Genomic DNA, 26358 nt, shown 5'->3' on the forward strand with positions numbered 1-26358 from the left:
CCATGCATGTCGTTTTCCGCGAAAGCCATGGGTTGGAAGAGACCGAGACACCGACGGATCTGGGGCAATCCCCGGCCGATCTGGTGGTGCTGTCGTTTTCCGACAGTGATCTTGGCGCTTTCGCGGAAGCATGGCGGCGCGGTGGCGGGCCGGAGGGCCAGTTGCCAACGCTGCGCCTCGCCAATCTCGTGGCGCTCAAACACCCGCTGTCCGTCGATACCTATGTCGAGCGAACGCTGGCGGGCGCCAGGGGCATCCTGATCCGTCTGATCGGAGGCGTGCCGTATTGGCCCTACGGGTTGCAACAGCTGCGCGCCCTCGCTGACAGCAAGGGGATTGCTCTGGCGGTGCTTCCGGCAGATGGTCGGATTGACACGCGTCTGGACGAGGTCAGCACGTTGCCGGTCTCCACGCTCAGGCGTCTCAGCCATCTGTGCGACACCGGTGGTGTCGTGGCAGCACAGGCAGCGCTGGCCCAGCTGTCACTGGCCGCCGGTCTTTACGCTGGTCCTGTGCGCGGGTCGAAGCTGCTGCCATCAGTCGGCGCATGGACGCCCGAACACGGGGTGACCTGTCCGGTGTTCGCGCAATCGCCGCAGGTGAAACCGCGCGTTGTCGTGACATTCTACCGGTCCTATCTCGTCGCTGCGGATCTCGCACCGATCTCGGCGCTGTTCGAGGCGTTCCGCACACGCGGGTATGACGTCGTCGGACTTTTTGCGCCATCGCTCAAGACCCCGCATGCCGCCGGTTGGTTGCGCCGACAGATCAGCCACCTCGCGCCCGCAGCCATCGTGAACGCAACTGCGTTCAGCGGTAAGGGCGATGATGGATCCTCACCTCTGGATGCCGGGAATGTCCCGGTGTTTCAGGTGGCACTGGCAACCTCGACGCATAAGGCGTGGAAAGAAGCGGAGCGCGGCCTTTCCCCCGCAGATCTTGCCATGCATGTGGTGTTGCCGGAGGTTGACGGGCGGATCATGGGGGGGGTTGCCTCCTTCAAGGAACCCGGCGTGCGCGACCCCGATCTGGAATACTCCCGCTTTGCACATGCCCCCGCATCCGACCGGGTCGCGGCCATTGCCGGTCGGGTGGATGGCTGGCTGACACTGGCGCGAACGGGCGTGGCGGACAGGCGCGTGGCGCTGCTCCTGTCGACGTATCCGGGGAAAAACTGGAACATGGGCCACGCGGTCGGCCTTGATGCACCAGCCTCTGCCGAAGCCATCCTGCAAGACCTCAAGCGTGGCGGGTATGACACCGGCCAAGGGCGTTTGAACCTGACGGACGCACTCATGGGACGTTCCGAAAAATGGCCGCTGTCCAGATACAAGGACGCCCTCAGGCGACTGCCCGCTGCCCTGAAGGACGATCTTTTTGCCGCCTGGGGTGACCCTGAAACTGATGCCGATGTTCAGGACGGTGCCTTCAGGTTTGCGGTGACCCGGTGCGGCAAAACATTTGTGGCACTTCAGCCGGAACGCGGGACACCCAGCACCCGCGATGACGACTACCATGACCTGTCGCGTGTCCCGCGCCACGCCTATGTCGCCTTCTACCTCTGGCTTCAGCGGCAAGCGGATGCACTGGTCCACATCGGCGCGCACGGCACGCTGGAATGGCTGCCCGGCAAATCCGTGGCGCTGTCCGGCACCTGCTGGCCGGAGGCCCTGACGGGTGCCCTGCCGATCATCTATCCGTTTATCGTGAATGACCCGGGTGAAGCTGCACAGGCAAAACGCCGCATCGGGGCGATCACGCTTGGACACGTTCCCCCACCGCTGCGGGCAAGCGGCACCCCCGAGGGGTTGATCCGGCTGGAGGCCTTGCTGGATGAATTCTCGAATGCCGACGGGCTGGATCCAAGTCGCCGGGACCGTTTGCAGGATGATATCCGTTCCGAGGCGCGGGCGCTGGGTGTCGAGGATGATCTGGGGTTGGCGCAGGCAACCTGCAGCGCCGAGGCGATCACCCGCATTGACCGTTTTGTCTGCGATATCAAGGAAAGCCAGTTCGGCGAAGGGCTGCATATCTGGGGCCGCGCACCGCAGTCCGAAACGTCGTTTAACGCCGACATCTCGGCACAGGCCGAACGGCGGTCGTTGCTCGACGCGCTTGGGGGGCGGCGCATCGCGGCCGGTCCCTCCGGATCGCCCTATCGCGGGCGCACGGACGTGCTGCCGACGGGCCGCAATCTCTACACCACCGATCCGCGCTCGGTGCCCACGCGCGCGGCTTATGCGCAAGGTGTCAAACTGGCGGATGAACTGGTGCGGCGGCACCTGCAGGACACCGGCGACTGGCCGCGTGGTCTGATCGTCGATCTGTGGGGCTCGGCGACCATGCGCACCGCGGGCGAGGAATTTGCCATGGCGCTGCATTTACTGGGCACCCGCCCGATTTGGGATGCAGGATCAGAGAGGGTTTCGGGCATCGAAGTGCTTCCGATTACCGAGCTCGACCGCCCGCGCATTGACGTGACGTTACGCGTATCGGGGCTGTTCCGCGATGTGTTTCCAACCCTGTCGTCGCTTTTCGGCCAGGCGGTGCGGGCCTTGGCGGACCGCGACGAGGCACCCGACTGGAACCCATACCGGCGTGACACTGATCTGGCGCGGGTTTTCGGCCCGGCACCCGGCAGTTTCGGGGTCGGCATGACCGATGCCGCCGAAACATTCACGCAAGATGGCAGGCGCGCCGCCGGCGAAGCCTGGCTGAAGGCCAGCGCATGGGCGCTGGACGGTGATCGGGCCGAACAGCGCGAACACAGCATCCGGAACCGCGTGGCCCAGGCGGATAGTTTTGTGCATGCTCAGGATCTGCCCGAGACCGACCTGTTGCTGGCGGCCGATTACGCGGCCCACGAGGCTGGCTTTGCCGCCGCGCAGGCGGTCACCGGGGGGCGATCGGCGATCTATCACCTTGATAACACCTCTCCCGACACACCGCGCGCCCGCGCACTACCCGAGGAGATAGCCCGCGTGGTGCAAGCGCGCGCGGCCAACCCGGCGTGGATACAAGGCATGCGGGCGCATGGTTTCAGAGGTGCTGCGGAAATCGCGGCGACGCTCGATCACATGGCTGCCTTTGCGCATCTGGCAGGCGCTGTGTCGTCCCATCTCTTCGATTTGTACCATGATGCCACCCTTGGCCATGCCGATACGGATCAGTTCCTGCGTGATGCCAACCCCGAAGCCCGAGAGGCCATGTTGCATCGCTTTGCCGAACTGCATGCGGCAGGCCTGTGGAAGACACGGCGGAACTCCATTCTCGCCGGGCTTGAGGCCGCGCAATGACCCGCCGCCCCACAGCAAAAGGCTGGTGCCCCGGTGCTTACAACCCAATGATGTCGGGCGACGGTCTGATCGTGCGCGTAAGGCCGTTCTATGCGCGCCTGAGCGCGGCACAGGTTTTCGGATTATGCGATCTGGCGCAGCGCCATGGGAACGGGTTTCTGGACCTCACCAACCGTGCCAACATACAGATCCGGGGTGTTTTGGACCGAGATCTGGACACGCTGATTTCGGCGCTCGCGAACCTGGACCTGTTGGACAGCACACCGGAGACGGAACGCCGCCGGAACATAATGGTTTTCCCCTTCTGGACGGGCGATGACGATACGCAACAGGTGACGCGGGCATTGCTGAACGCCCTGACACAGTTGCCCGACCTGCCAGCGAAATTCGGGTTTGCCATCGATACCGGTTATGCGCCGGTGCTCACCGGATGCTCTGCAGACATTCGTGTTGAGCGCGCCAAGGACGGGTTCATCGTGCGTGGCGATGGCATGCACCTGGGGCGAGATGTTAAGAAAGACGCTGTGATCCCGGCGATACTGGAAATGGCGAGATGGTTCTCGGACCGGCGCACAGGTACCGACAGGCGCATGTCGCACGTCCTCGAACACGCCCAGCTGCCCGCGGCATGGAGGGCGGCAAAACCGCTGGAAACCGCGCCATGCCCGGTACCGGGCCCAAATCCTTCGGGATATGTGCTGGGGGCACCATTCGGGCAAATTGATGCCCGCGCGCTGGCCCGATTGTTGTTGCAAACCGGCGCACCAGCCCTGCGCGTGACCCCATGGCGGTTGTTCGTGCTGGAGGACGTCACAACCGTCATGCCTTCCGACTTCGTCACGGCCGCCGAAGACCGCTTGCTACGGGTCGACGCCTGCCCCGGTGCGCCGTTTTGCGACAGCGCCACGGTTGAGACCCGAACCCTGGCACGCCGTCTGGCACCCATTGCCGACGGCAGCCTACATATCTCCGGTTGCGCCAAGGGCTGCGCGCGCAAAGGGTCGGCAGCCACAACGATTGTTGGAAATAACGGGCTTTTTGATCTTGTCGAGAACGGACATGCGTGGGATGCCCCGAAAACCACCGGCCTCAGGCCCGAAGATATCTTTGCGGAAGCGACAGACCCCCTATGACCTATACCTATGAGACGAACGGCGCCGCGATCTATAAGCAGTCTTTCGCGACCATAAGATCGGAGGCGAAGCTGGAGGGCTTCACCAGGGATGAAGAGCAGATCGCCGTGCGCATGATCCATGCTGCGGGATTGGTGGGGCTTGAGGAACATATCCGCTTTTCTCCCGGTTTTGCAGACACCGCCCGCGCGGCGCTGGCGGCAGGTGCCCCGATCCTATGTGACGCCCGGATGGTCAGCGAGGGTGTCACCCGGGCCCGCCTGCCCGCCCGTAACGAGGTCATCTGCACGTTGCACGACGAGGGCGTGCGTGAATTGGCAGCTGACATGCAAAATACACGCTCCGCCGCCGCGCTGGAGCTATGGCGGCCCCATCTGGACGGTGCCCTGGTGGCAATCGGCAACGCGCCCACGGCACTTTTTCACCTTCTGAACATGCTTGAAGATCCCACATGCCCGAAACCTTCGGCAATCATCGGCTGCCCGGTCGGTTTCGTCGGCGCGGTTGAAAGCAAGGATGCGCTGTGGGCTGATCAGCCCGTTCCCTGCTGCATCGTGCAGGGCCGTCTGGGCGGCAGCGCCATTACCGTCGCCGCGATCAACGCGATCGCGAGCCGGGCGGAATGAGCGTCGGGACCGTTCATGGTGTCGGGCTGGGGCCGGGTGATCCGGATCTCATGAGCGTTCGCGCGGACAGGTTGCTGCGCAATGCGCGCCACGTGGCGTTTTTCCGCAAGGCGGGACGCTCGGGCCAGGCCCGGCGTATCGTTGAAGGCCTGCTGCGGGACGATGTGATTGAATTCCCGATGGAATATCCGGTCACCACAGAAATACCGGTGACCGATCCGGGGTATAATGCGGCTCTCTCGGGGTTTTATGCAGACTGCACAGACCATCTGCGCGGGCTTGTGCAGGGCGGTGAAGACGTCGTGGTGCTCTGCGAGGGCGATCCGTTCTTCTTTGGATCCTTCATGCATCTCTACACCCGCCTCAAGGATGACGCGCCGGTGCAGGTGGTGCCCGCGATCACCGGCATGTCCGGTGCGTGGACGGCAACAGGCCAGCCCATTACATGGGGAGACGACATTCTGACCGTGCTGATGGGCACGCTGCCCCGGGACATGCTGGCCGACCGCATGTCACATAGCGATGCGGTTGTTGTCATGAAGATCGGCAGGCACTTTGACAAAGTGAAGTCAGCCCTCAAGGACGCTGGAAAATTCGACGACGCGTGGCTGGTGGAATATGCCAGCATGCCCAATCAGACGGTGCAGAAACTGGCGGATGCCGGCGACAGGATAACCCCCTATTTCGCAATCATCGTCGTACACGGACAGGGCCGCAGACCATGAGCGGCTGGCTGGTCATTGCCGGATTAGGGCCAGGCGACGAAGACCTCGTCACACCCGACGTCAGACACGCGCTGGGTCAGGCCACCGATGTCGTTGGCTATATCCCCTATGTTGCGCGGGTGCCGGAACGGGCGGGCCTGCAACGCCATCCAAGCGATAACCGGGTGGAGATTGACCGCTCGCGCCACGCGCTGGAGATGGCGGCAGCAGGCCGGCGCGTTGTGGTTGTCTCTTCCGGTGATCCCGGTGTGTTTGCCATGGCCGCCGCGGTGTTCGAAGCGGTGGAAGCCGGGCCGGCCGGCTGGCGCAATCTGGATATCCGCGTCGCACCGGGCATCACGGCGATGCTGGCCGCAGCAGCCCGCGCCGGCGCGCCGCTTGGCCATGATTTCTGTGCGATCAACCTCAGCGACAACCTCAAACCATGGGCGTTGATTGAAAAGCGGCTGCGGCTGGCGGCAGAAGCTGATTTCGCCATGGCATTCTACAATCCGCGGTCAAAATCGCGACCCGAAGGGTTCGTCAGGACGCTGGAAATCCTCAACGACGCGTGTCAGGACAAGCGCCTCGTGATCTTCGCCCGCGCCGTGTCGACGCCTGAGGAGGACATCCGTGTCGTTCCCCTGCCCGACGCGCGTGCAGAGATGGCAGATATGCGCACGATGGTGATCGTTGGTTCATCGACAACGCGGCTGATTGATCGCGACGGGCCGCCGATTGTCTATACGCCAAGGTCGGTGGGCGCATGACGTACCCAGTTCACAACTTCACTGACCGAATGCAATTCACTGCGTGCCGGAATCTCTGGCCGATCAATCATGATCACCTGCAAACCGAGCCGCCTCGCAGCAAGAATTTTAGCGTAAGCCCCCGCGCCACCGGCGTTTTTCGAGACAACCAACGAGATCTCGTGATCGACCATCAAATTCAGGTCGTCCGCTTCGCTGAAGGGTCCGCGATCCACGACAACATCGTGATCCGGAAACGGCGGCGGTGTTTCGGGCGGGTCCACCAGCCGCAACAGGTAGAAGTGTTGCCGGTTCGGCGTGAAATCCGCCAGATGCATGCGCCCGATGGCCAGCATGACGCGTTCTCGGGGTCTGTCGAGTGCGGCAACGGCATCGGCTATCCCGCGAACACATGTCCAGTTGTCCCCGTGCTCGGCCACCCAGGGCGCGCGCGTAAGGGCGGTCAGGGGCACATCCGTTTGTGCGCAGGCCGCAAGGGCATTCCGGCTCATTTGCGCGGCAAAAGGATGCGTTGCATCGACCACATGGGTGATCCGTTCGCCCCGCAGATACGCCGCCAACCCATCGACACCGCCGAACCCGCCGACGCGCTGCGGCAAGGGTTGGCGCACCGGGCGCGCCACCCGTCCGGCAAAGGAAACGGTGCCCTTCACGCCAACCTCCGCCAAGGCACGGCACAGCGCGGTTGCTTCGGTCGTACCGCCAAGAACAAGCAGGTTCGGCTCCATGTCTGAGGCTCCGTGGTTGACCATTGTCGGGTTGGGCGAAGATGGCCTTAAAGGGTTGGGGCCTGCAAGCCGTTCGGCGCTTGAAAGTGCAGAAATCGTGATGGGACCGCCCCGGCATCTCGCGCTGCTGGGGGACATCGGTTGCAACACCATCACGTGGCCTGTGCCTTTCGCGGAAGGCATCGACCGACTGCTGGACCTGCGTGGACGCAGGGTCGTGGTTCTGGCCTCGGGCGATCCGTTCTGGTACGGCGCAGGGGCAACGCTGGCGCGGCATTTGAAGCGTACCGAATGGGTCAGCCACCCCGCAGCTTCGACGTTTTCAAGGGCGGCCAGTCTATTGGGGTGGCCACTGGAAACCACGCGCTGCATTGGTTTACATGCCGCCCCGTTTACCCGTCTGCGCCCCGAGTTAGCCCAGAGCGCCCGGATGATTATTCTGGTGCGCGACGGATCCGCGGTACGCGATCTGGCAACCTATCTGACAGATGCAGGCTATGGCGCGTCGCTCTGTGCCGTGTTGGAGGCCCTTGGCGGCCCCGGGCAACGCGTAACACATGCACAGGCTGACACGATGCCGGACAGCGCGTTTCAGCACCCTGTCTGTGTCGCGGTTGAGATCGCCGGCGATGGCCCGGGCCTGCCACTGGCCAGCGGTCGGCCGGATCACTGGTTTGACAACGATGGACAGATCACCAAACGCCCCGTCCGGGCCATGACGCTGTCCGCGCTCGCCCCCCGCCCCTTCGAGCATCTTTGGGATATCGGCGGTGGGTCCGGATCCATCGGTATCGAGTGGTTGTTAACCCACCCCTCGCTGAGCGCCACAACGGTCGAACCGCGGCCGGATCGTGCACAGCGTGTTCGGGACAATGCCTCGCGGCTCGGCGTGGACCGGTTGAACGTCGTGACCGGATACGCGCCCGATGCGCTGCACAGCCTGCCTGCCCCAAACGTCGTCTTCGTTGGCGGTGGCTTGTCTGCCGGGATGCTGGACTGGCTGGAATCGCATCTGGCAACCGGCACCCGCGTTGTTGCCAATGCGGTGACACTGGAGACAGAAGCCCTGTTGATCACCACACAGGCGCGATTGGGCGGTGATTTGCTGCGGCTGGAGCTCTCGCGGCCGGAACCGCTTGGTCCGCGGCAAGGATGGAAGGCGGGCTACCCGATTGTGCAATGGAGCGTCACACTATGATCGTCGCCGGCTTTGGTTTCAGAAAGAGCGCATCTGTGGGCAGCCTGAGAAACGCTTATGACAGGGCGCGTGCCGATGCCCATCCCGATCTGCTGGCAGCACCCGATGACAAGATTACGGTAAAGGCGTTTCGCCTTTTTGCGGATGAGGTTGGCCGCCCCGTCCGGGGGGTGCCCGCCGATGTTCTCGAACAGCAATCCACAGTGACGCAGTCACTTGCCTCCCTCGTTGAACGCAACATCGGATCGGTGGCAGAGGCAGCGGCCCTCGCGGCGGCCGGTCCGGGCGCAAAACTGTTGACCGAAAGACATATTTCCGCAGACAAACTGGCGACCTGCGCGCTCGCCATGAGAGAGACAACATGACCGTTCATTTCATCGGCGCCGGACCCGGCGCACCGGATCTGCTCACACTGCGCGGGCGCGATATTATCGCCGCCTGCCCGGTATGTCTCTATGCCGGGTCGCTGGTGCCCGAGGCCATTCTGGCGCATTGCCCGCCAGGCGCGGAGATCGTGAACACCGCGTCCATGAGCCTGGATGACATCCTTGACAAAATCAGCCTCGCCCACGCCGATGGCAAAGATGTGGCGCGGCTGCATTCCGGCGATCTGTCGGTCTGGTCGGCGATGGGCGAACAACTGCGCAGGCTGCGCGCGGCCGGCATCCCGGTGTCCGTCACGCCCGGCGTACCATCCTTTAGTGCAGCCGCCGCTGCCCTGGGGGCGGAACTGACGCTGCCGGGGCTGGCACAATCGGTTGTCCTGACCCGCACGCCGGGGCGCGCATCCTCGATGCCGAAGGGTGAAACACTGGTCAACTTTGCGGCTACCGGCGCGACGCTGGCAATTCACCTGTCCATTCAGAATCTCGATCGCGTCGTGGCAGATCTGACACCGCATTACGGAGCGGAGTGCCCGGTGGCGGTGGTATACCGTGCCAGCTGGCCCGACGAGCGGCTTATCCGGGGCACCTTGTCCGATATCGGCGACAAGCTTGATGACGGCATCTCGCGCACAGCCTTGATTCTGGTTGGCCCCGCACTGGCTGGCGAAGGGTTCGATGAAAGCTGCCTTTACGCGGCCGATTACGACCGGCGATACCGCCCGCAAAGCGCCGACAGTCCCTGGGCGAGTTGGAGCAACGGCGATGACTGAGATGCCTGGGATCATGATTTCGGCACCTTCCTCCGGAACCGGCAAGACGACGGTCATGCTGGGCTTGTTGCGGGCGCTGGCGGACGATGGCGTGCGGGTACAGCCCTTTAAATCCGGACCCGACTATATCGACCCGGCATTTCATCACGCAGCCAGCGGGCGCGCCTCCTTTAACTTTGACACCTGGGCGATGGGGCCGGAATTGCTGGCCGCCATATCGGCGCGGGCGCAGGATGCCGAAATCTGCGTGGCTGAAGGGTCCATGGGTTTGTACGACGGGGTCGCCACACGCGGGCAAAGCGGCTTTGGCAGCAGCGCGGAAACGGCACAGGCGATGGGCTGGCCGGTTGTTTTGATCGTTGACGTCAGCGGACAGGCGCAATCTGCAGCCGCCACGGCGCTGGGGTTCCAGGCCTATAATCCGCAGGTACCCTTCGCAGGCGTGATCCTGAACCGCTGCGCCTCCCCACGCCATGAACGCCTTGCCCGGCTGGGCATGGAAAATGCCGGTATCAAGGTTCTGGGCGTTTTGCCGCGGCGGGGCGACCTGACACTTCCCGAACGGCACTTGGGGCTCATTCAGGCCGTCGAGCACCCGGACCTCGACGCCGCCATCACCGGATATGCGCAGTTTCTGCGGGAGCACGTGGATATCAATGCGATCCGGCAAGCGGCCAAGGGACACCTGCCAACCCGCGCCGGTGCCCATCTGCCACAACCGCCCGCACAGCGGATCGCACTGGCGCGAGATGCCGCATTCTCGTTCACCTACCCGCATCTGCTTGAGGGATGGCAGTCGGCTGGGGCAGAAATCCTGCCGTTCTCGCCCCTGGCCGACCAGGCACCGGACGAGACCGCTGATATCGTCTGGCTGCCCGGCGGGTATCCTGAATTGCACGGAGGCACGCTGGCAGCCGCCGATAAGTTCAAGGCCGGCCTGCGCAGACATGCAAAAGACCGTCCCGTGCACGGGGAATGCGGCGGCTATATGGCCCTCGGCAGCGCATTGATTGACAAGGACGGCACGCGCCACCAGATGGCCGGGCTGCTTGGTCTTGTGACCAGCTATGAAAAGCGGAAGTTCCATCTGGGCTATCGCCGCGCCGTGCTTGACGCACCCCTGCCCGGTCATGCGCCGGGTGCGGTGCTGCGTGGTCACGAGTTCCACTACTCCACGATCCTCGAACAACCGGATGCGGCGCTGGCCAGGGTTGCCGATGCCGACGGCAACCCGGTGCCGGAGACCGGATCGCATTGCGGCAATGTGTCGGGCACGTTCTTTCACCTGATTACCGCAGAGGAAACCGCATGACGGGTTTCGTAAGCTTCGTGGGGTCCGGTCCCGGCGATCCGGAGCTGCTGACACTCAAGGCGGTTGACCGGCTTAAACGCGCGGACGCCGTGCTGTTCGACGATCTGTCCTCCGGTCCCATCCTGTCTCATGCCCGGTCCGGCGCAGATCTGGTCGGGGTGGGAAAACGCGCCGGGCGGCCCTCGCCCAAGCAGCATCACGTCAGCCGGTTGCTGGTTGATTACGCGCAGCTGGACCAGCGGGTGGTGCGGTTGAAATCGGGTGACAGCGGGATGTTCGGACGCCTCGAAGAAGAACTGGTCGCGCTGCGTGCGGCGGGCATCCCCTACGAGATCATTCCCGGCATCCCATCGGCCTGTGCCGCCGCCGCAGCTGCCGGCATCCCGCTGACGCGCCGCCTGACCGCCCGGCGGGTCCAGTTCGTCACCGGCCACGATGTCAGCGGCCAGCTTCCCGATGACCTCGATCTCAAGGCGCTGGCCGACCCCACCGCATCTACCGTGGTGTTCATGGGCAAACGCACCTTTCCCCGGCTGCTCGAAGCGCTGACGGCACGGGGCTTGCCCGCGGACACACCCGCGATTCTCGCGGAAAGCGTCAGCACACCCGATCAGAACATCACGCGTACGACGATTGCGAAACTGGCCGAACAACTTCTCAGCGAAATCGGGGATAAACCGGCGTTGATCCTCTATGGGCCGTTTGCAGAGAGTTGAAAGTCGCTTTTTGCTTGTTCGCGCGCAAGCTTCGAGGATAGGACTAAAGGACGGTGCCACATTCAGTGGCTGAAAAGGGAACCGGGTGAAAATCCCGGACTGCCCCCGCAACTGTAAGCGGTGAGCGCAACGGAAGACCCACTGGCTTTGCGGCCGGGAAGGACCCGCGCGCAGTGACCCGCAAGTCAGGAGACCTGCCGTTTAGACGTTCACCCCCGTGCTTGCACGGATCAGATACTGCCGGAGGGGCAGCACAGAAAGGAAGACACATGCATATCGAACCAGGCGTCGTTGACGGAGCCAAAATGGCCCTTGCCTACACGACCGCGGCAGGCGCCGCCGGATACACGGCCAAACTCGCGATGAGCGACCTCGCCAAGAGCAACATCGGCTCCTTCGCGCTGCGCACCGCGATGGCGACCATCGGCACATTCGTCTTCTTTGAAGTCCTGCCGCACTTCCCCGTCGGCGTATCGGAGGTGCATTTCATTCTGGGCACCACGCTCTTCTTGCTCATGGGTGCCGCGCCCGCGGCACTTGGTCTGGCCCTTGGCCTGCTTGTTCAGGGAACGTTCTTTGCACCAAGCGACATGCCGATGTTCTTCGTGAATGTCACAACCCTTCTGGTGCCGCTTTTTGCCATGCATGCCGTTGCGAGCAGGTTCATTCCGCAAGACAAAGCCTATGTCGACCTCGCGTATTCCGACGTTCTGAAGCTCTCCGCGCTCTATCAGGGGGGCGTTGTCGCCTGGGTCGCCTTCTGGGCCTTCTATGGTCAGGGCGTCGGTGCGGAAACCTTCCAGTCGGTCTGGACCTTTGGCCTCGCGTACATGCTGGTGATCGTGGTTGAGCCTGTTGCTGATCTGGCGGTGCTGGCCGCGGCGAAAACCCTGCGGTCCAAATCCGTCTCGGGACTGTTCGCCGAGCGCCTGTACACTGCGGCGTAAACACAACGTAAATTGACGTCCCGGACCCTCCGCAGGGTCCGGGATTTTTTGTGGGACATCCGACGTGATCCAGACCCTTTGGCTTATCGGGATCGGTACCGGTGCGCCCTCGCATGTCACCGGCGAGGGCATGGCGGCCCTCCGGGATGCCGCGATTATCCTCGTGCCCCATAAGGGAGACGGCAAAGATGACCTTGCCGAGTTACGGCACCGGATCATCAGGGCCAGCGGCTCTGACGCGCGCATACTGCCCTTTGACTATCCCGAACGCGACCCGGGCGTACCCTATCTGGAACGGGTTGAAAAATGGCACGACGAGATCGCCCGGCGCTGGCAGAAAACGGTCGGCACGATCCACCCCGACGGGCCCGTTGCGTTGCTCGTCTGGGGCGACCCCTCGCTCTACGACAGCACAATCCGCATTGCGCAACGGCTTGAGCCACAGCCTGATATCCGCATCGTGCCCGGGATCACGGCCATTCAGGCCCTGACGGCCGCGCATGCCATCCCGTTGAATGCCGTGAATGGTCCCGTCCATATCACAACCGGCCGGCGCCTGCGGGACAGCGGGTGGCCTGACGGCGTGCAACGTGTTGTCGTGATGCTCGACGGTGACGCCAGCTTTCAGACGCTGCCTGCCGCCAACCTGACCATATGGTGGGGGGCCTATCTTGGCATGCCGGAACAGGTGCTTGATCATGGACCTGTGGCGGCTATCCGCGACCGAATTATTGCCACACGCGCGGCAGCCCGGCAGCGCCATGGCTGGATCATGGATACCTATTTACTGAGCAAGGAAACATAGCGCGATCAACGGTCCAGCGCCCGCATCGTACAGGGGGGCCCCGGACCTTCGCTGTGCCTGTAGTCCACCGCATTTTCAAGGGTGCCCGCGCGCGACACCGGATCGCCGGTGCCCGACAAAACAATTAGACTTTTAAGTGATAACCCGACCTTAAACACCCCGCCATATCACCCCTTTCAGGTCTACCCGAAGGGTTGTGATGCACCACAAACGAAACATCAGTCTGGGGTTTTCGATAGATCCGCTGTTTGACGCTTTGGCCATCCCCGCGTTTTTTGCGGGGTTGGACTATTGCGTTGTCAGCGCGAACAGCCTGTCCAGGTCTCTTTTGTGTGCCGATGATCCCGATACTCTGATCGGCAGGGATATTCGTACACTGACCAACGCCGACTCCGCGGCCCGCCTGATCGAGAAACTGGGGCAGATTTCCTCCGATGACATGGATGCCCTGCCGGTTGAGGCAGGGATTACCTGTCATTCCGGCCGCCACACTTTCACCGCAACCGTCGTCAAGGACCACAACGCCTCTGTCCTTGGGTATCTCTTTCAGAGTGCCGATCAGGCGGTCACCGATCAGAAAACCCTTGATTTCGAGGATGGCGAGGCCATCTGGAAGATCGCTTTGCTCTGCGCCAAACAGGGGGTGTGGGACCATGATTTCGAACGCGGTCGCCATCGTCTGTCACGAGAGTGGCGCAGGCTTCGGGGGATGTCAGATGACTGCGTTGTCCCGGAAACGACGGAGGACTGGCTGGAAACCATTCACCCGCAAGACCTCGATCACATCAGAGAGGAGCTGCGGCGGCTGGACACCGGCGAGACGGATGTGATCAACTACAAATTCCGCCAGCGGCATGCGGCGGGCCACTGGATCTGCATCCTGAGCTGCGGCCGGGTGGTCCGGCGCGATGCGCAAGGCCAACCGGTCCGGATCATCGGTACCGACACCGATATCACCGACATCAAGACCGTGCAGCTGGAATGGCTCAGGATGGCGGAACGGCTGGCCGTGGCGATGGAAGCCGCCGAGATGGGCCGCTGGGAATTTGACGTAAACTCGAACGAGGCGTTTTGGGATGATCGCCTTCTCAAGATGTTCGGCATTACCGATGGCAATAACAAGCGGAGCGGATCTGACTGGGGCAGCCGCATTCATCCGGATGACCGCGAGGCGATGATCGCCTATACGGAGAAATGCCTGGCACTGGAAAAGGATGTCGCCTGCGATTACCGGTTTTTGACGCCTGACGGGTCCATTCGCTACATCCGAACACGCGGAAAGTTCGTCAACGACGCGGAGACGGGCGCGCGGTACTACGGTGTGAACTTTGATGTCACCAACGACCATGAACGGGCGCGGGAGCTGGAACAGGCGCGGGCAAGACTGGAATATGAAAGCCGCCACGACGCGCTGACCGGACTTGCGAACCGCCGGTATCTGGACGACGTCTATACCTCTCACTGCAAGAAAGCGCGCCAGACGCCTTTGCAGCTGGCCGTTCTTCACTTCGATATCGATCATTTCAAGCAGATCAACGACACGCTGGGACATGATGCCGGTGATGCCACGCTGAAACACGCGGCGGAAATTCTGCAGAAGAGCACCCCAGACACTGCACTAGTGTCGCGTGTTGGAGGGGACGAGTTCGTCGCCCTGTTCCTTGAGGCGCCTTCACATGACGAGCTGACCGAAATCGCCGAGCGGATCATTCATGATATGGCCACGCCGTTCTACTACGGGGCGCAGCAGTGCAACATCGGCACCAGTATCGGGATCGCCGTTTCCTCCGATTTCGGGGCGGCTGAAAACACGAACCTGTTCATTGATGCAGACCTCGCGTTGTACGAGGCCAAAAAGGCCGGACGCGGTCGCTATCGTTTTTATAATGCATCGATGAAGGAAAAAGCCCGCCGCCGGAAAAACTCCTTCGACGCGCTGCTGGCAGGTTTTGATCAGGGCGAAATCACCTGCCACTACCAGCCGCAATTCGATGCAAAAACGCTTGAGCTGACCGGGTTGGAGGCACTGGTGCGCTGGGAAAGCACCGAATTCGGCTTGATCATGCCATCGGAATTCCTTCAAACGGCGGAGGATATGGGGCTGCTCGCGCAGTTTGATGAACTGGTGCTAGATCGGGCCTTGCGGGATATGGAAACCTGGCACTGCAAGGGGCTCGATGTGCCGCGCGTGTCTGTCAACGTGTCATCCCACCGATTGAATGATCCGAACCTCGGCGACCGCCTGAAAAAGCTCGACCTGCCCGCCGGGCGACTATCCTTCGAGTTGCTCGAATCCGCGTTTCTGGATGCGAGGAACGATGTGATTGACAGGAACCTGTCGTTGATCAACGAAATGGGCATCGATGTCGAGATCGACGACTTCGGCAGTGGCCACGCGTCTATCGCGAGCTTGCTGCAAATCGCCCCGACACGCCTGAAAATCGACCGCAGCCTGATCGAGCCTATCGTGGCCTCAAAGCGCCAGCGTGATCTTGTCAAAACCATCATCGAGATCGGAAAAATGCTGGACATTCGCGTTGTCGCGGAAGGTGTTGAAACGGCGGAACATGTCTCGATCCTGCAGGAAATAGATTGCTGCTACCTGCAAGGTTTTGGATTGGCCCACCCGATGTGCGCGGCAACCGCTGCGGACTTCATGACAGATCTGCAAAACGCCGACGGCCGGGTCCAAATCGCTCATTCCGGATAGGGTGAAGCAGCTAAATGTCTGATCCCGTCAAAACACGCGGAAAGTGACCTTCGCCCCCAGGGATCTGCACAAAACCTCTGGAGATCTGAACAATCAAGTTTTTGACAAGCGCCGCGGGAAATTATCCGCAGTTCAACCCAGTGCATGACGGTATCGGTGCACCGCAGGCGCCGGTGGATCAGTCACGTGCTGCGATCTACAGGGGCCAAAATCACCCGCAGTAAAGCAATGCACCTTGCACAGACAGCTCCGCTGACCTTGTCTCTGATTATCTCGGTAACACATCTGATATGGCATCACCGCAGAGCTTGAAACCTGCGGAGTGTCGGGACGCGTCCCTTCAGAACCGCGCGATGGCAGGCGGGTGGCTACCCCCATCAGCCCAAACGTCTTTGCAGCCGCAGGCCATCGCAGAAAATTCATCGTGCCAGCAGGTCATACATCTGGTTAACCTTGATCACGCAAATGGCTCCCCGAAAGGACACCTCATGACCGGTGACACACGCACGACAGGGCGCAAGACAAACGTACTTTTCATCATGTACGACCAACTGCGGTTTGATTACCTGTCATGTGCCGGGCATCCGCACCTCTCCACACCCAACTTTGACCGCGTTGCACAAATGGGTGTCAGATTCACCAATGCCTACGTGCAATCACCGATCTGCGGCTCTTCCCGGATGAGTTTTTACACCGGTCGCTATCCATCCTCTCACGGCGCACAGTCGAACGGCTATCCGTTGCGCGTCGGGGAACAGACACTGGGCGACCATCTGCGCCGCGAAGGGATGGAGTGCGTCCTGATCGGCAAAACGCATATGAAGGCCGACGTGGAAGGCATGGCGCGCCTCGGCATCGACGCAGATGGCATTATCGGCGTCCGGCAAGCTGAATGCGGGTTTGACGCCTGGGTGCGCGACGATGGGCTATGGGCGGAAGGCCCGGACGGTTTCTATGACGAGAAAAGATCTCCCTACAATGAGTATCTGAAGTCGAAAGGATACCCGACCGAGAACCCCTGGGCGCATTTCGCGAATGCGGCGGTGACCCCCGAGGGCGACATCGCATCGGGATGGATGTTCGCCAATGCCGACCAACCCGCGAACATTCGCGAGGAGGACAGCGAAACCCCGTGGCTTACACGGGAGGCGATGGGTTTCATCAAACAAGCCGAACCGGGGTGGTGCGCGCACGTCAGCTATATCAAACCGCATTGGCCATACATTGTGCCTGCCCCCTACCACGCGATGTTCGGGCCGGAGCACGTGCCAGAGGCCAGACGGCATGCCAGTGAGCGGATTGATCCTCATCCTGTCTATGGTGCTTACATGCGCGGCAAGGTTGCGCAGGCGTTCCAAAGGGACGACGTGCGCAAGAAGGTGATCCCCGCCTACATGGGGTTGATCAAGCAATGTGATGATCAATTAGGATTCCTGCTGGATTTTCTGCAGGACACGGGCCGGATGCAGGATACGGTGATCGTCCTGACCTCGGACCATGGCGATTATCTGGGCGATCATTGGATGGGGGAGAAAGACCTTTTCCATGACCAGAGCGCGAAAATACCGCTGATCATCTACGATCCGCGGCCCGGAGCGGATGCGACACGCGGCACAACCTGCAACACGCTGGTGGAGAGCATCGATCTTGCACCGACATTCGTGGAAATCGCGGGCGGCAAGGTGCCGGATCACATTCTGGAAGGTCGGTCTTTGCTCCCGTGGTTGCGCGGCGAGACACCGGCATGGCGTGACTACGCCATAAGCGAATACGATTACTCTCCCACAGCCGTCTGCGCCCAGCTGGGGGTGGAGCCGCGCGACGCCCGGTTGTTCATGGTTTTCGACGGACGATACAAGATGATACATGCCGAGGGCGGCTTCCGCCCCATGCTCTTTGATCTGCAAAACGACCCAGACGAGTTTCATGATCTTGCCAAGAGTGATGACCATGGCGCAGAAATTGATATGCTATATCAGCATCTTGCGCATTGGGGCCGCAGACTGGCGCAGCGGGTGACCATGTCTGAAGAAAAAATCAAAGCCGGGCGTGGGGCATCTGCGCGCCGCGGCATCCTGCCCTTTCTCACTGACGGGTCGGAGGTGCCGCCAGACTTGACGGCCAAGTATCAGGGCCGCGCGGCCAAAAGATTTGTCGAAGACTGAACCCGGCTGACGCCGTGCCCCCTCAATAGGGCAAACCCACGTAGTTTTGCGCCAGTACAGCCTGTGCCTGCTTATTGCCGTGCAGAAAGGCGACTTCCGCCTGCTGCATTTTCAGATCAAAAGGGCTCTGGTTTGGAAACCGGTGCAAAAGACCGGTCATCCACCAGCTGAAGCGTTCTGCCTTCCACACCCGTTCCAGCGCCTTGGCGGAATACTGGTCGATGCCTTTTGTCTCGCCCGTGTCGTAATACTGGATCAACCCCTGGGACAGGTAGTGAACGTCGCTTGCTGCCGTGTTCAGCCCCTTGGCGCCGGTGGGTGGCACGATATGTGCCGCATCTCCGCACAGAAACAACCGGCCCCACCGCATCGGCTCGCTGACGAATGACCTCAGGGGCACGATGGATTTTTCGATGGAGGGTCCCGTGACCAGATTGTCCGCATGCGCTTCGGGAATGCGTCGCCTGAGCGCATCCCAAAACGCATCATCCGACCAGTTGTCGACGCTGTCCGACAGATCGCACTGAATGTAATAGCGGCTCAGATGGTCGTTGCGCATCGAGCACAAGGCAAAGCCGATATCCGAACGTGCATAGATCAACTCGCCGTGCACGGGTGGCGTTTCGGACAAGACACCCAGCCATCCGAAGGGGTAAACCTTCTCATACTCGGTGCGTATGGCGTCGGGGATTGTCGACCGGCTGACCCCGTGGAAGCCGTCACATCCGGCGACGTAGTCACACATCAGCTTTTGTGCGGCACCCTCTGTACGAAAGGTCACGTAGGGCGCATCCGTATCGGCCCCGTTGATTTGCACATCCTCAACGTTAAAGATGATCTGACCGCCCATTGCCTCCCGCGCCGCGTATAGGTCGCGTGTCACCTCGGTCTGACCGTAGACCATGACCGTCTTGTCGGTGTGCGCGTCGAAATTGATGCGGATATGTGCATCACCATAGGAAATTACGGTACCATGATGAATCATCCCTTCGCGGTCCATCCGGGTGGCGGCACCGGCCGCGCGCAGTTGGTCCACCAAGCCCGATTCCAGCACGCCTGCGCGTATCCGGCCAAGGACATATGCCTTCGATTTCCGTTCGAGGATGACCGTGTCGATCCCCTGAAGATGTAGCAGCTGGCTGAGAAGAAGGCCGGATGGCCCTCCGCCGACAATGGCAACTTGTGTCCGCATGTAGTGCCTCCCACCACAGCTTGATATACCGATATTGATAAGTAAAATGAGTTATTGGTCGAGTTAGTTTCAAAAACTGGAAAGATAGTAATGGATCGGCGGATCAAGTTTCGTCACATTGAATGCTTCGTTGAAATCGCGCGCGAACAAAGCTTCAAAGCCGCGGCAGGCAAGCTGTTTCTGACCCAACCCGCCATTTCGAAAACGTTGAAGGAACTGGAGGAAATCCTCGGCGTGTCGTTGATGACGCGCAGCCGTTCCGGCGTGTGCCTGACAAAGCAGGGAGAGGTGTTCTTGCACTTCGCGCAAATGTCACTTGCCAGCCTGCAGCAGGGTCTTGACGGGATCGAACGCGAAGGTGAATTGGCCCAGGAGACGCTGTCAATCGGTCTGTGGCCGAGTGTCGCCGCCTGGTTCATGCCTGCCGTCGCAACCGAGTTTGCAAGCCTTGCGCCGCACGCTGTTCTGCGCATTATCGACGCGCCGCACAACTTCCTGATCGACCGTCTGCGCCTTGGCGAGCTTGATCTCGTGATCGGGCACCTGGGCCAGCCCGATACGATGCAGGGCATCTCTTTCACTCAACTATACAACGAGCATGTCACGGTTGTCGTGCGTGCACGTCACCCGATATTGCAAAACCCCGACCTCGCCCAGATTGCAGACTGGCCGGTAATCTACCCCCCCAAGGGCGCAGCCATTCGGCCCCTTGTCGAACGGCTGATGATCGCGCAGGGCCTCGGGCATATTCCCAATCGGCTGGAAGCGGTCTCGGGCGCATTTGGTCTCGCCTATACGCTGCAAACCGATGCCGTATGGATCATTTCCCATGGTGTGGTTGCAAATGAAATCGCCGACGGCAGGTTGGTGGAATTGCCATTTGAGACCAGTGTTACGCAAGGCCCTGTCGGTTTGATGTCTCGTCCCGAGGCGACAACCACGCCGGTCCGGCAGGTGTTTAACATTGCGGTGCAGAACGTCCTCTCCCGCGAAAAGCGTCCTTCGGCCTAACCGCATTTCGACGCGTTCTGAAGCGCGGCGATCAGGGCCTCCGCCTCGGGCGAGGCTGCTTCATCAGCACGTCGGCTGATACCCACCGGGCCCGCGAGCATCGGTGCATCCAAATCAAGCGCACGCAGCAACCCATTGTGCAACTCTTCGCGAATGACTCCCTTGGAAATGAACCAGATCGCATCGGATTCCAGTAAGATATGACGTGAAAAGGCCAAGGACACGCTTTCAAAAATCGGGCGCGCGTCGCTGGCGCCAACACTGACGAGATAGGATCTCACCAGCTGGTGAATGACCGCCCCGGATGGTGGCAGGATAAGGGGATAGGACAGAAAAGCCTCACTGTCCGGCCGACACGTCAGGGGATGATCGTGGCGCACCACGGCTACCACGTTCTCCGCGTGAAGCTGCTGAAACGTCAGGCCCGTCATGCTGTCGGGGTCGGCCATACGGCCCACGACGATGTCCAGCGCGCCTGCCCGCAGTTGTGACAGCAAGAACCAGTTGGGTCCTGTCGACACGCGCAAAACACAGGATGGCATCAGCCTTTGCAGGTCCAGGGCCGCAGTAGGCACGAGCGTCGTTGCCGTTGTCGGCAAGGCCCCGACGCTCAGCTTCGATATGTTCCGATGCGCCGCACGGGCAGACGTCTGCGCCCGGTCGAGCTCGTTTAGTGCGGCAGCGCCCAGGCGTTGGAAAATCACCCCTGAAGCATTCAGAAACAACCGGCGGTTCCGGCGATCGAACAGGGGCACACCGACAATGCTTTCCAGTTCCTTCAGTGTCTTGGAAACCGCGGGCTGTGTCACGCCCAACTCTGCCGAAGCGCTGACCACCGATCCGGTACGGGCGACTTCGAGAAATGTGGACAAGTGTCGAAGGCGCAATCTTGGGTCTATTTTCATAACTCTGAGGTTAATGAAAATACCGAAACTCTCAATATTAATTCATATCGCGATTTGCTTTAATCCCGAGCAGACAGGGAGACCAGCGTTATGGGAAAGAAATCTGACACCGGCATGTCCGTGCGTCGACGGGTTTTGGGGGATGCGCATGTGGATCAGGCGGAAGCCGCCAAGACATCTTTTGATGCGCCCTTCCAGACCCTGATCACCGAAGGTGCCTGGGGTACGGTCTGGGCATCCGACGCCATTTCCCTGCGGGAACGTTCCATGATCACACTCGCCTTGTTGGCAGCCACCGGAAACTTCGAGGAGATCCCCATGCATATCCGCGCTACCGCGAACACCGGCGCCAGCCGGCAGGACGTGCAAGAGGCTTTTCAGCATGTCGCGATATATGCCGGGGTGCCGCGCGCCAACCACGCATTGAAGCTGGCAAAGGCAACCTACGCCGAGATGGACAAGACAAAGCGACCAAGCGGTCAGACAAGCCCGTCGGAAGGAGAAGGCTGAATGAAAACCGATGGCCCGTTCTACCAAAGAGACCGCACATGGCATCCCCCGGCCCTGTCCCGCGACTACAAGACATCTGTTTCGCGGTCGCCGAAATACCCGTTGATCAGCCTTGAAACCACGGTCTCCGAAACCACCGGGCCGGTTTTCGGCCATGGAGATATTGCCGCTTCCGACAATGACCTGCTGACGAATTACGCCGCATCCGGTGAAAGCCCCATTGGCGAGCGGATCATTCTGCATGGTCAGGTTCTGGATGAAAACAGACGGCCGGTTCCCGATACGCTCCTTGAACTGTGGCAGGCAAATGCGGGTGGCAGGTACCGGCACAAGAAAGATACCTATCTGGCCCCGGTTGACCCCAATTTCGGGGGCTGCGGCCGCACCCTTACCGATGCCAACGGCTACTATTGTTTCCGCACGGTCAAACCGGGCGCATATCCATGGCGCAATTGGATCAATAGCTGGCGCCCCGCCCATATCCATCTATCGATCTTTGGCACGGCTTTCGCACAACGCCTGATCACGCAGCTGTATTTTGAGGGTGATCCGCTGATCGACAAATGCCCTATTGTCCAGACGATCCCGGACGAGAAGGCGCGTGCACAGCTTGTCGCGCGTCTGGATTTAAACGCAACCATCCCGCTCGACGCCATCGCCTATCGTTTTGACATTGTCCTGCGCGGTCGGCGGTCAACTCTGTTTGAAAACCGGCAGGAGGGAAACTGACCGATGACACAGGAGCTTGATTACCTCAGGGAGACACCGTCGCAGACGGCCGGGCCTTATGTTCATATCGGCCTGTCGCCGGGCGCAGCCGGGTTCGATATCTACGACCACCAGCTGGGCGGTGATATTGCGGGGCCTCATGCCAAGGGCGAGCGCATTCGCGTCGAAGGCATGGTCATCGACGGGACCGGCAGCCCGATCAAGGATGTTCTTCTGGAAGCGTGGCAGGCGAATGCCGATGGCTTTTACGCCCATCCCGAGCAGGCGGGCTCTGTGGAGGAAGGCTTCCGCGGATGGGGGCGTGTGATCAGCGATTTCGACACCGGCAACTGGGGGTTTGACACGATCAAGCCCGGGCTTGTCGACACCGGCACGGGTCAGAATATGGCGCCGCATCTCAATTTCTGGATCGTCGCGCGAGGGATCAATCTGGGCCTGAATACCCGAATGTACTTTTCCGACGAGGCTGAGGCCAATGCGGTCGATCCCGTGCTTAACCTGATCGAATGGGAACGGCGCAGAGACACGCTGATCGCAACACGCAGCGAACGAAACGGCAAGCCCGTCTACAGGTTCGACATCCGGCTGCAGGGCGATGACGAAACGGTGTTTTTCGACATCTGACCGCAGTGATGATCGCCGCTCTCCCTTTGGCGGCGAACCGTCACATCAGCAGCATGACGATGGTCTCTGCCGCCCGTATCGACGCCCATTCTTTCAGCCCGCGCGACACCACCGGTGCCGCGCCTCCGAACGATGGCGGTCCGTTATCATGCTTCGCGGAATGCGCGGTTCAGGTAGTCCATCAGTGGCTTGACCAGAAAGCTGAGCGGTGTCCTTTCTTCGGACTTGATGAACAGCTGTACCGGCATCCCGGGCAGAAGCTCCTGCCCCTGCAACTTGGCCAGTTCATGCATGTTCGGCTTGATGCGGGCCCGGTAATAGCTGTTGCCCGTGGTTTCGTCTGAAAAAACATCTGCGGACAGATTTGACACCTCTCCCGATATGGCGGGCGTCGTGCGCTGACTGAACGAGGTGAACCGCAGGGACGTCTCCTGCCCGACAAACACCTGGTCGATGTTGCTGGACGGAATGCGCGCCGAAACGACCAGTGGCTGATCCTGCGGCACCACATACATGATCGGCGCAGCGGGCTGGATCACGGATTGCAGGGCGAAAACGGTGTTGCCATAAACGATGCCGCTGACCGGCGTCCGGATATCAAGGCGCGACAGGGTCTCGCGCAGGGACAAGGCGCGTTCCGTCAACTCGACCTCTTGCGGTTGCAGGTCCCGCAATGCCGAAATCGCCTCTTCGCGCCGCGTTGTCTTCAGCCGAAGCTTTTCGATATTCAACGCAGCGATCTGGCCATTCAACTGCGCCTTGCGCGCGGCAAGACGCCCCAATTCGCCGGTGATGCCCGCAGCATCGCGGCGCAGGGTTGTCACGCGCGATGCCTGCATCAGGCCCTTGCTCAGCAGTTCTTCGGCGCTGTTTTTCTCGTCGGTGACCAGCTGTTGTTGTTCTTCCAGTGCCGCCAGTTGGGCCTCGGTACCCAGAATTTCATTCCCGATCTGATCGACCTGCTCTGCAAGCTGCGCCATTTCTTTTTCGAGAGAGACGGCACGTGCGCGGAAGAGGTTCATTTGCCCTTGGATCAAGTCGGCCACGTCCGGGAACGCCTGTGCCAGAGCGGCCAGATCCGTGCCGATCTCGATTTGCGGCAGGTCGTCTCTTTCAGCCTGCAGACGAGCTTTGCGCACCAGAAGTTCGTGCAACTGAGCCTGCACAACCGTCAGTTCGGATCGCAGAAGTCGCCCATCCAGCCGGATCAACACGTCACCTGCTGCCACGTGGTCGTCGTTCTTGACCAGAATTTCGCCAACAACACCGCCCTCCGGATGCTGAATGATCTGCCTGTTGGATTCCACTTCAACCATGCCTTCGGCGACAACGGCGGCCGCGATCTCGGTTTGGGTGCTCCATATCCCGACGACACCGACCAGCAGCAGCAAGGCGGCGAATCCGATTGCCAGGGGTTTTTGGGCGCTCCACGTGGTTTTCACATCCTGTTCGTTCATTTCGACACCGTCATGGACACAACTTGTGCCCCTTCTTTCGTTCTGCTCAACATGCTCTTGATGACCTCATCGCGGGGCCCCGAAGCCTTGATGCGCCCTTCGTCGAGAATGATCAGCCGGTCACATTCCGACAGCGCCGCCGTGCGATGGGTCATGATGATCACTGCCTTGTCGGTATCGCGGAAATCGCGGATGGTCTGGTTCAATGCCGCCGACCCGTCCGCATCGAGCGCCGAATTGGGCTCGTCTAGAACAAGAAGCAGCGGGTCGTTGTAAAGTGCACGCGCCAGTGCAACCCGCTGCTTCTGGCCGCCCGATAACTGGATGTCATTCTCCGCGACCCTTGTGTCGTAGCCGTTTGGCAGCGAGAGGATAAACTGATGCGCGTTGGCACGCTTGGCAGCCTCGACGATCTTGTCGTCATCGGGGTCGCTGGACATCCGGGCGATGTTCTGCGCGATGCTCCCCTCAAAGAGCGTAACGTCCTGCGGCAGGTACCCAACATAGCTGCCGAAACTGTCCGGGTCATAGTGACTGATTTCGGCACCTCCCAGACGGACGTCGCCTGCAGTTGGCGGTATCAACCCGAGAAGTGTCTCGGCAACCGTCGATTTCCCTGCGCCGCTGCGGCCAATCACGCCCAGAACCTGCCCCGGGCCCACGGAGAAGGAGACATTCTGCAGGATAGGCTGCCGTGTGACCGTGGCCATCACCGTGACCTTGGACACGGTGACATCGGCGGTCGGGCGGGGCAATCGCAACATCTTCGGGTCGGGCGGGACTTTCACCAACAGGCGCGACAAGGATCGCCAAGCGGCGCGCGCGCGCTGCAGCAGGTACCATTGGGAAAGCAGCTTTTCGATGGGTGCCAACGCCCGCCCCAGAAGGATCGAGCTTGCGATCATAGCCCCCCCGGTCAGGTCACCGCGCAGCGTCAGAAAAGCGCCGACCGCCAGAATGGCGGATTGTAGAAACAAACGAAAGCTTTTGGTGGCGGCAGTCGTCAGGCCGGAATGATCGGCATTTCGAATGCTCTGCTCCAGCGCTGTGTTGCGCATTTTTTGCCACTGGCTGACCGTCGCTTCACGCATGCCCAACGCGCGCACCAGATCGCTGTGCTCGCAGGATTTATCTGCAAAATGCTGGGCCGCAAACCCGGAAGAATGGGCATTTGCGGATCTGTCCCGCGTCAGGAAGTTATGCGCAAGAGTGATCGCAACAAGAACAGCAGCGCCGCCGACAGCGACCCACCCCAACACGGGATGAAACACGAAGATCACCGCAATGAAAAGCGGCGACCACGGCACGTCGAACAGGGCCAGCATCACCGGCGACGACAGGACGCTCTGAACCTGCGACAGGTCGCGCAGCCCGGATTTTGCTACTTTTCCCGGCGGCGCGGATTGCGACAGTTTGAGGACCGCCCGAAAAACGCGGGCATCCAACACTGTCTGAAAACGGGCCGAAAAGCGGGTCAACAAGCGCCCGCGGGCAAACTCCAGCACCCCGAAGAACAGATACAGCACCGCAACAAGCGAGAAGAGCGCCACAAGTGTTTCCTGGGAACCCGATGCGAGGACACGGTCATAGACCTGCAGCATGAATAGCGGACCGGTCAGCATAAGCAGGTTGACAAAAACGCTGAACAGAAATGTGGCAGCCAA

The 26358-nt window shown here is 61.0% G+C and carries 23 protein-coding genes and 1 riboswitch; of the genes, 18 read left to right on the forward strand and 5 right to left on the reverse strand.

Annotation, left to right across the window (positions count from 1 at the left end; translation table 11 throughout):
• The first annotated feature begins 2 nt into the window (after positions 1-2).
• From cobN to cobJ, 5 genes are read left to right on the forward strand one after another with little or no spacing between them, the layout of a single operon-like run.
• Positions 3-3296 (forward strand): cobaltochelatase subunit CobN, encoded by a 3294-nt coding sequence (gene cobN, locus KX928_RS15015; RefSeq protein ID WP_219504273.1) that lies wholly within the window; start codon positions 3-5, stop codon positions 3294-3296.
• Positions 3293-4429, forward strand: coding sequence for a precorrin-3B synthase (cobG, locus tag KX928_RS15020; protein ID WP_219504274.1), 1137 nt, complete (start codon positions 3293-3295; stop codon positions 4427-4429). Before cobN ends, cobG begins: the two co-directional genes overlap by 4 nt.
• Entirely contained in the window at positions 4426-5055 is a 630-nt protein-coding gene (locus tag KX928_RS15025; RefSeq protein ID WP_219504275.1) for a precorrin-8X methylmutase, read from the forward strand. The genes cobG and KX928_RS15025 overlap by 4 nt, the downstream gene beginning before the upstream one ends.
• Positions 5052-5780, forward strand: a complete 729-nt coding sequence (gene cobI / locus KX928_RS15030; RefSeq protein WP_219504276.1) for a precorrin-2 C(20)-methyltransferase — start codon at positions 5052-5054, stop codon at positions 5778-5780. Before KX928_RS15025 ends, cobI begins: the two co-directional genes overlap by 4 nt.
• On the forward strand, positions 5777-6529 hold the full coding sequence (cobJ, locus tag KX928_RS15035) for a precorrin-3B C(17)-methyltransferase (protein ID WP_219504277.1): 753 nt from the start codon (positions 5777-5779) through the stop codon (positions 6527-6529). Before cobI ends, cobJ begins: the two co-directional genes overlap by 4 nt.
• Here the strand turns inward: cobJ and KX928_RS15040 are convergent.
• A complete protein-coding gene (locus tag KX928_RS15040; protein ID WP_219504279.1) occupies positions 6502-7257 on the reverse strand; it encodes a cobalt-precorrin-6A reductase in 756 nt (251 codons plus the stop codon). The two genes, cobJ and KX928_RS15040, sit on opposite strands and share 28 nt — an antisense overlap.
• Here KX928_RS15040 and cbiE point away from each other — a divergent pair.
• The 9 genes from cbiE (at position 7256) to KX928_RS15085 (ending at position 18266) form a co-directional block, all read left to right on the forward strand.
• Positions 7256-8455: a precorrin-6y C5,15-methyltransferase (decarboxylating) subunit CbiE gene (gene cbiE / locus KX928_RS15045; RefSeq protein ID WP_219504281.1), complete on the forward strand. Its 1200-nt coding sequence runs from the start codon at positions 7256-7258 to the stop codon at positions 8453-8455. The two genes, KX928_RS15040 and cbiE, sit on opposite strands and share 2 nt — an antisense overlap.
• A complete protein-coding gene (locus tag KX928_RS15050; protein ID WP_219504283.1) occupies positions 8452-8820 on the forward strand; it encodes a cobalamin biosynthesis protein in 369 nt (122 codons plus the stop codon). Before cbiE ends, KX928_RS15050 begins: the two co-directional genes overlap by 4 nt.
• Positions 8817-9611: a precorrin-4 C(11)-methyltransferase gene (gene cobM / locus KX928_RS15055; protein WP_219504285.1), complete on the forward strand. Its 795-nt coding sequence runs from the start codon at positions 8817-8819 to the stop codon at positions 9609-9611. The genes KX928_RS15050 and cobM overlap by 4 nt, the downstream gene beginning before the upstream one ends.
• Positions 9604-10923, forward strand: a complete 1320-nt coding sequence (locus KX928_RS15060) for a cobyrinic acid a,c-diamide synthase CobB (RefSeq protein ID WP_219504287.1) — start codon at positions 9604-9606, stop codon at positions 10921-10923. Before cobM ends, KX928_RS15060 begins: the two co-directional genes overlap by 8 nt.
• Positions 10920-11639 carry a uroporphyrinogen-III C-methyltransferase gene (gene cobA / locus KX928_RS15065; RefSeq protein WP_219504289.1) on the forward strand — a complete coding sequence of 240 codons (720 nt, stop codon included), beginning with the start codon at positions 10920-10922 and terminating at the stop codon, positions 11637-11639. Before KX928_RS15060 ends, cobA begins: the two co-directional genes overlap by 4 nt.
• Before the next feature lie 34 nt (positions 11640-11673).
• Positions 11674-11855, forward strand: a riboswitch (cobalamin riboswitch).
• 53 nt (positions 11856-11908) lie between these two features.
• Positions 11909-12586 (forward strand): energy-coupling factor ABC transporter permease, encoded by a 678-nt coding sequence (locus KX928_RS15070; RefSeq protein WP_219504291.1) that lies wholly within the window; start codon positions 11909-11911, stop codon positions 12584-12586.
• Positions 12587-12650: 64 nt separating this feature from the next.
• On the forward strand, positions 12651-13391 hold the full coding sequence (cobF, locus tag KX928_RS15075) for a precorrin-6A synthase (deacetylating) (protein ID WP_219504293.1): 741 nt from the start codon (positions 12651-12653) through the stop codon (positions 13389-13391).
• Positions 13392-13590: 199 nt separating this feature from the next.
• The gene (locus KX928_RS15080) at positions 13591-16101 is read left to right on the forward strand and encodes a putative bifunctional diguanylate cyclase/phosphodiesterase (protein ID WP_219504295.1); all 2511 of its coding nucleotides are present in this window, start codon (positions 13591-13593) and stop codon (positions 16099-16101) included.
• A 488-nt stretch (positions 16102-16589) separates the two neighbouring features.
• Positions 16590-18266, forward strand: a complete 1677-nt coding sequence (locus KX928_RS15085) for a sulfatase-like hydrolase/transferase (protein WP_257883819.1) — start codon at positions 16590-16592, stop codon at positions 18264-18266.
• Between the two features lie 22 nt (positions 18267-18288).
• On the opposite strand, the gene pobA is transcribed toward KX928_RS15085, so the two are convergent.
• Positions 18289-19458, reverse strand: coding sequence for a 4-hydroxybenzoate 3-monooxygenase (pobA, locus tag KX928_RS15090; protein ID WP_219504296.1), 1170 nt, complete (start codon positions 19456-19458; stop codon positions 18289-18291).
• Between the two features lie 90 nt (positions 19459-19548).
• On the opposite strand from pobA, the gene pcaQ reads away from it, so the two are divergent.
• Positions 19549-20469: a pca operon transcription factor PcaQ gene (gene pcaQ, locus KX928_RS15095; RefSeq protein ID WP_219504299.1), complete on the forward strand. Its 921-nt coding sequence runs from the start codon at positions 19549-19551 to the stop codon at positions 20467-20469.
• Here the strand turns inward: pcaQ and KX928_RS15100 are convergent.
• A complete protein-coding gene (locus tag KX928_RS15100; protein ID WP_257883820.1) occupies positions 20466-21341 on the reverse strand; it encodes a LysR substrate-binding domain-containing protein in 876 nt (291 codons plus the stop codon). The genes pcaQ and KX928_RS15100 overlap by 4 nt on opposite strands.
• A gap of 123 nt (positions 21342-21464) precedes the next feature.
• On the opposite strand from KX928_RS15100, the gene pcaC reads away from it, so the two are divergent.
• Genes pcaC through pcaG form a run of 3 tightly spaced genes read left to right on the forward strand, consistent with a single transcriptional unit; the run spans position 21465 to position 23237 of the window.
• Entirely contained in the window at positions 21465-21884 is a 420-nt protein-coding gene (pcaC, locus tag KX928_RS15105) for a 4-carboxymuconolactone decarboxylase (protein WP_219504305.1), read from the forward strand.
• Entirely contained in the window at positions 21885-22613 is a 729-nt protein-coding gene (gene pcaH, locus KX928_RS15110) for a protocatechuate 3,4-dioxygenase subunit beta (protein ID WP_219504306.1), read from the forward strand.
• 3 nt (positions 22614-22616) lie between these two features.
• Complete coding sequence (gene pcaG / locus KX928_RS15115) at positions 22617-23237, forward strand: protocatechuate 3,4-dioxygenase subunit alpha (RefSeq protein ID WP_219504309.1); 621 nt, start codon at positions 22617-22619, stop codon at positions 23235-23237.
• Between the two features lie 146 nt (positions 23238-23383).
• On the opposite strand, the gene KX928_RS15120 is transcribed toward pcaG, so the two are convergent.
• Both KX928_RS15120 and KX928_RS15125 read right to left on the reverse strand, forming a co-directional pair.
• Positions 23384-24694 carry an HlyD family type I secretion periplasmic adaptor subunit gene (locus tag KX928_RS15120; protein ID WP_219504311.1) on the reverse strand — a complete coding sequence of 437 codons (1311 nt, stop codon included), beginning with the start codon at positions 24692-24694 and terminating at the stop codon, positions 23384-23386.
• Positions 24691-26358 carry a type I secretion system permease/ATPase gene (locus KX928_RS15125; RefSeq protein ID WP_257883822.1) on the reverse strand — a complete coding sequence of 556 codons (1668 nt, stop codon included), beginning with the start codon at positions 26356-26358 and terminating at the stop codon, positions 24691-24693. Before KX928_RS15125 ends, KX928_RS15120 begins: the two co-directional genes overlap by 4 nt.

Origin of the sequence: Roseobacter insulae, from assembly GCF_019375555.1 — a bacterium.
GTDB classification, from domain to species: domain Bacteria; phylum Pseudomonadota; class Alphaproteobacteria; order Rhodobacterales; family Rhodobacteraceae; genus Roseobacter; species Roseobacter insulae.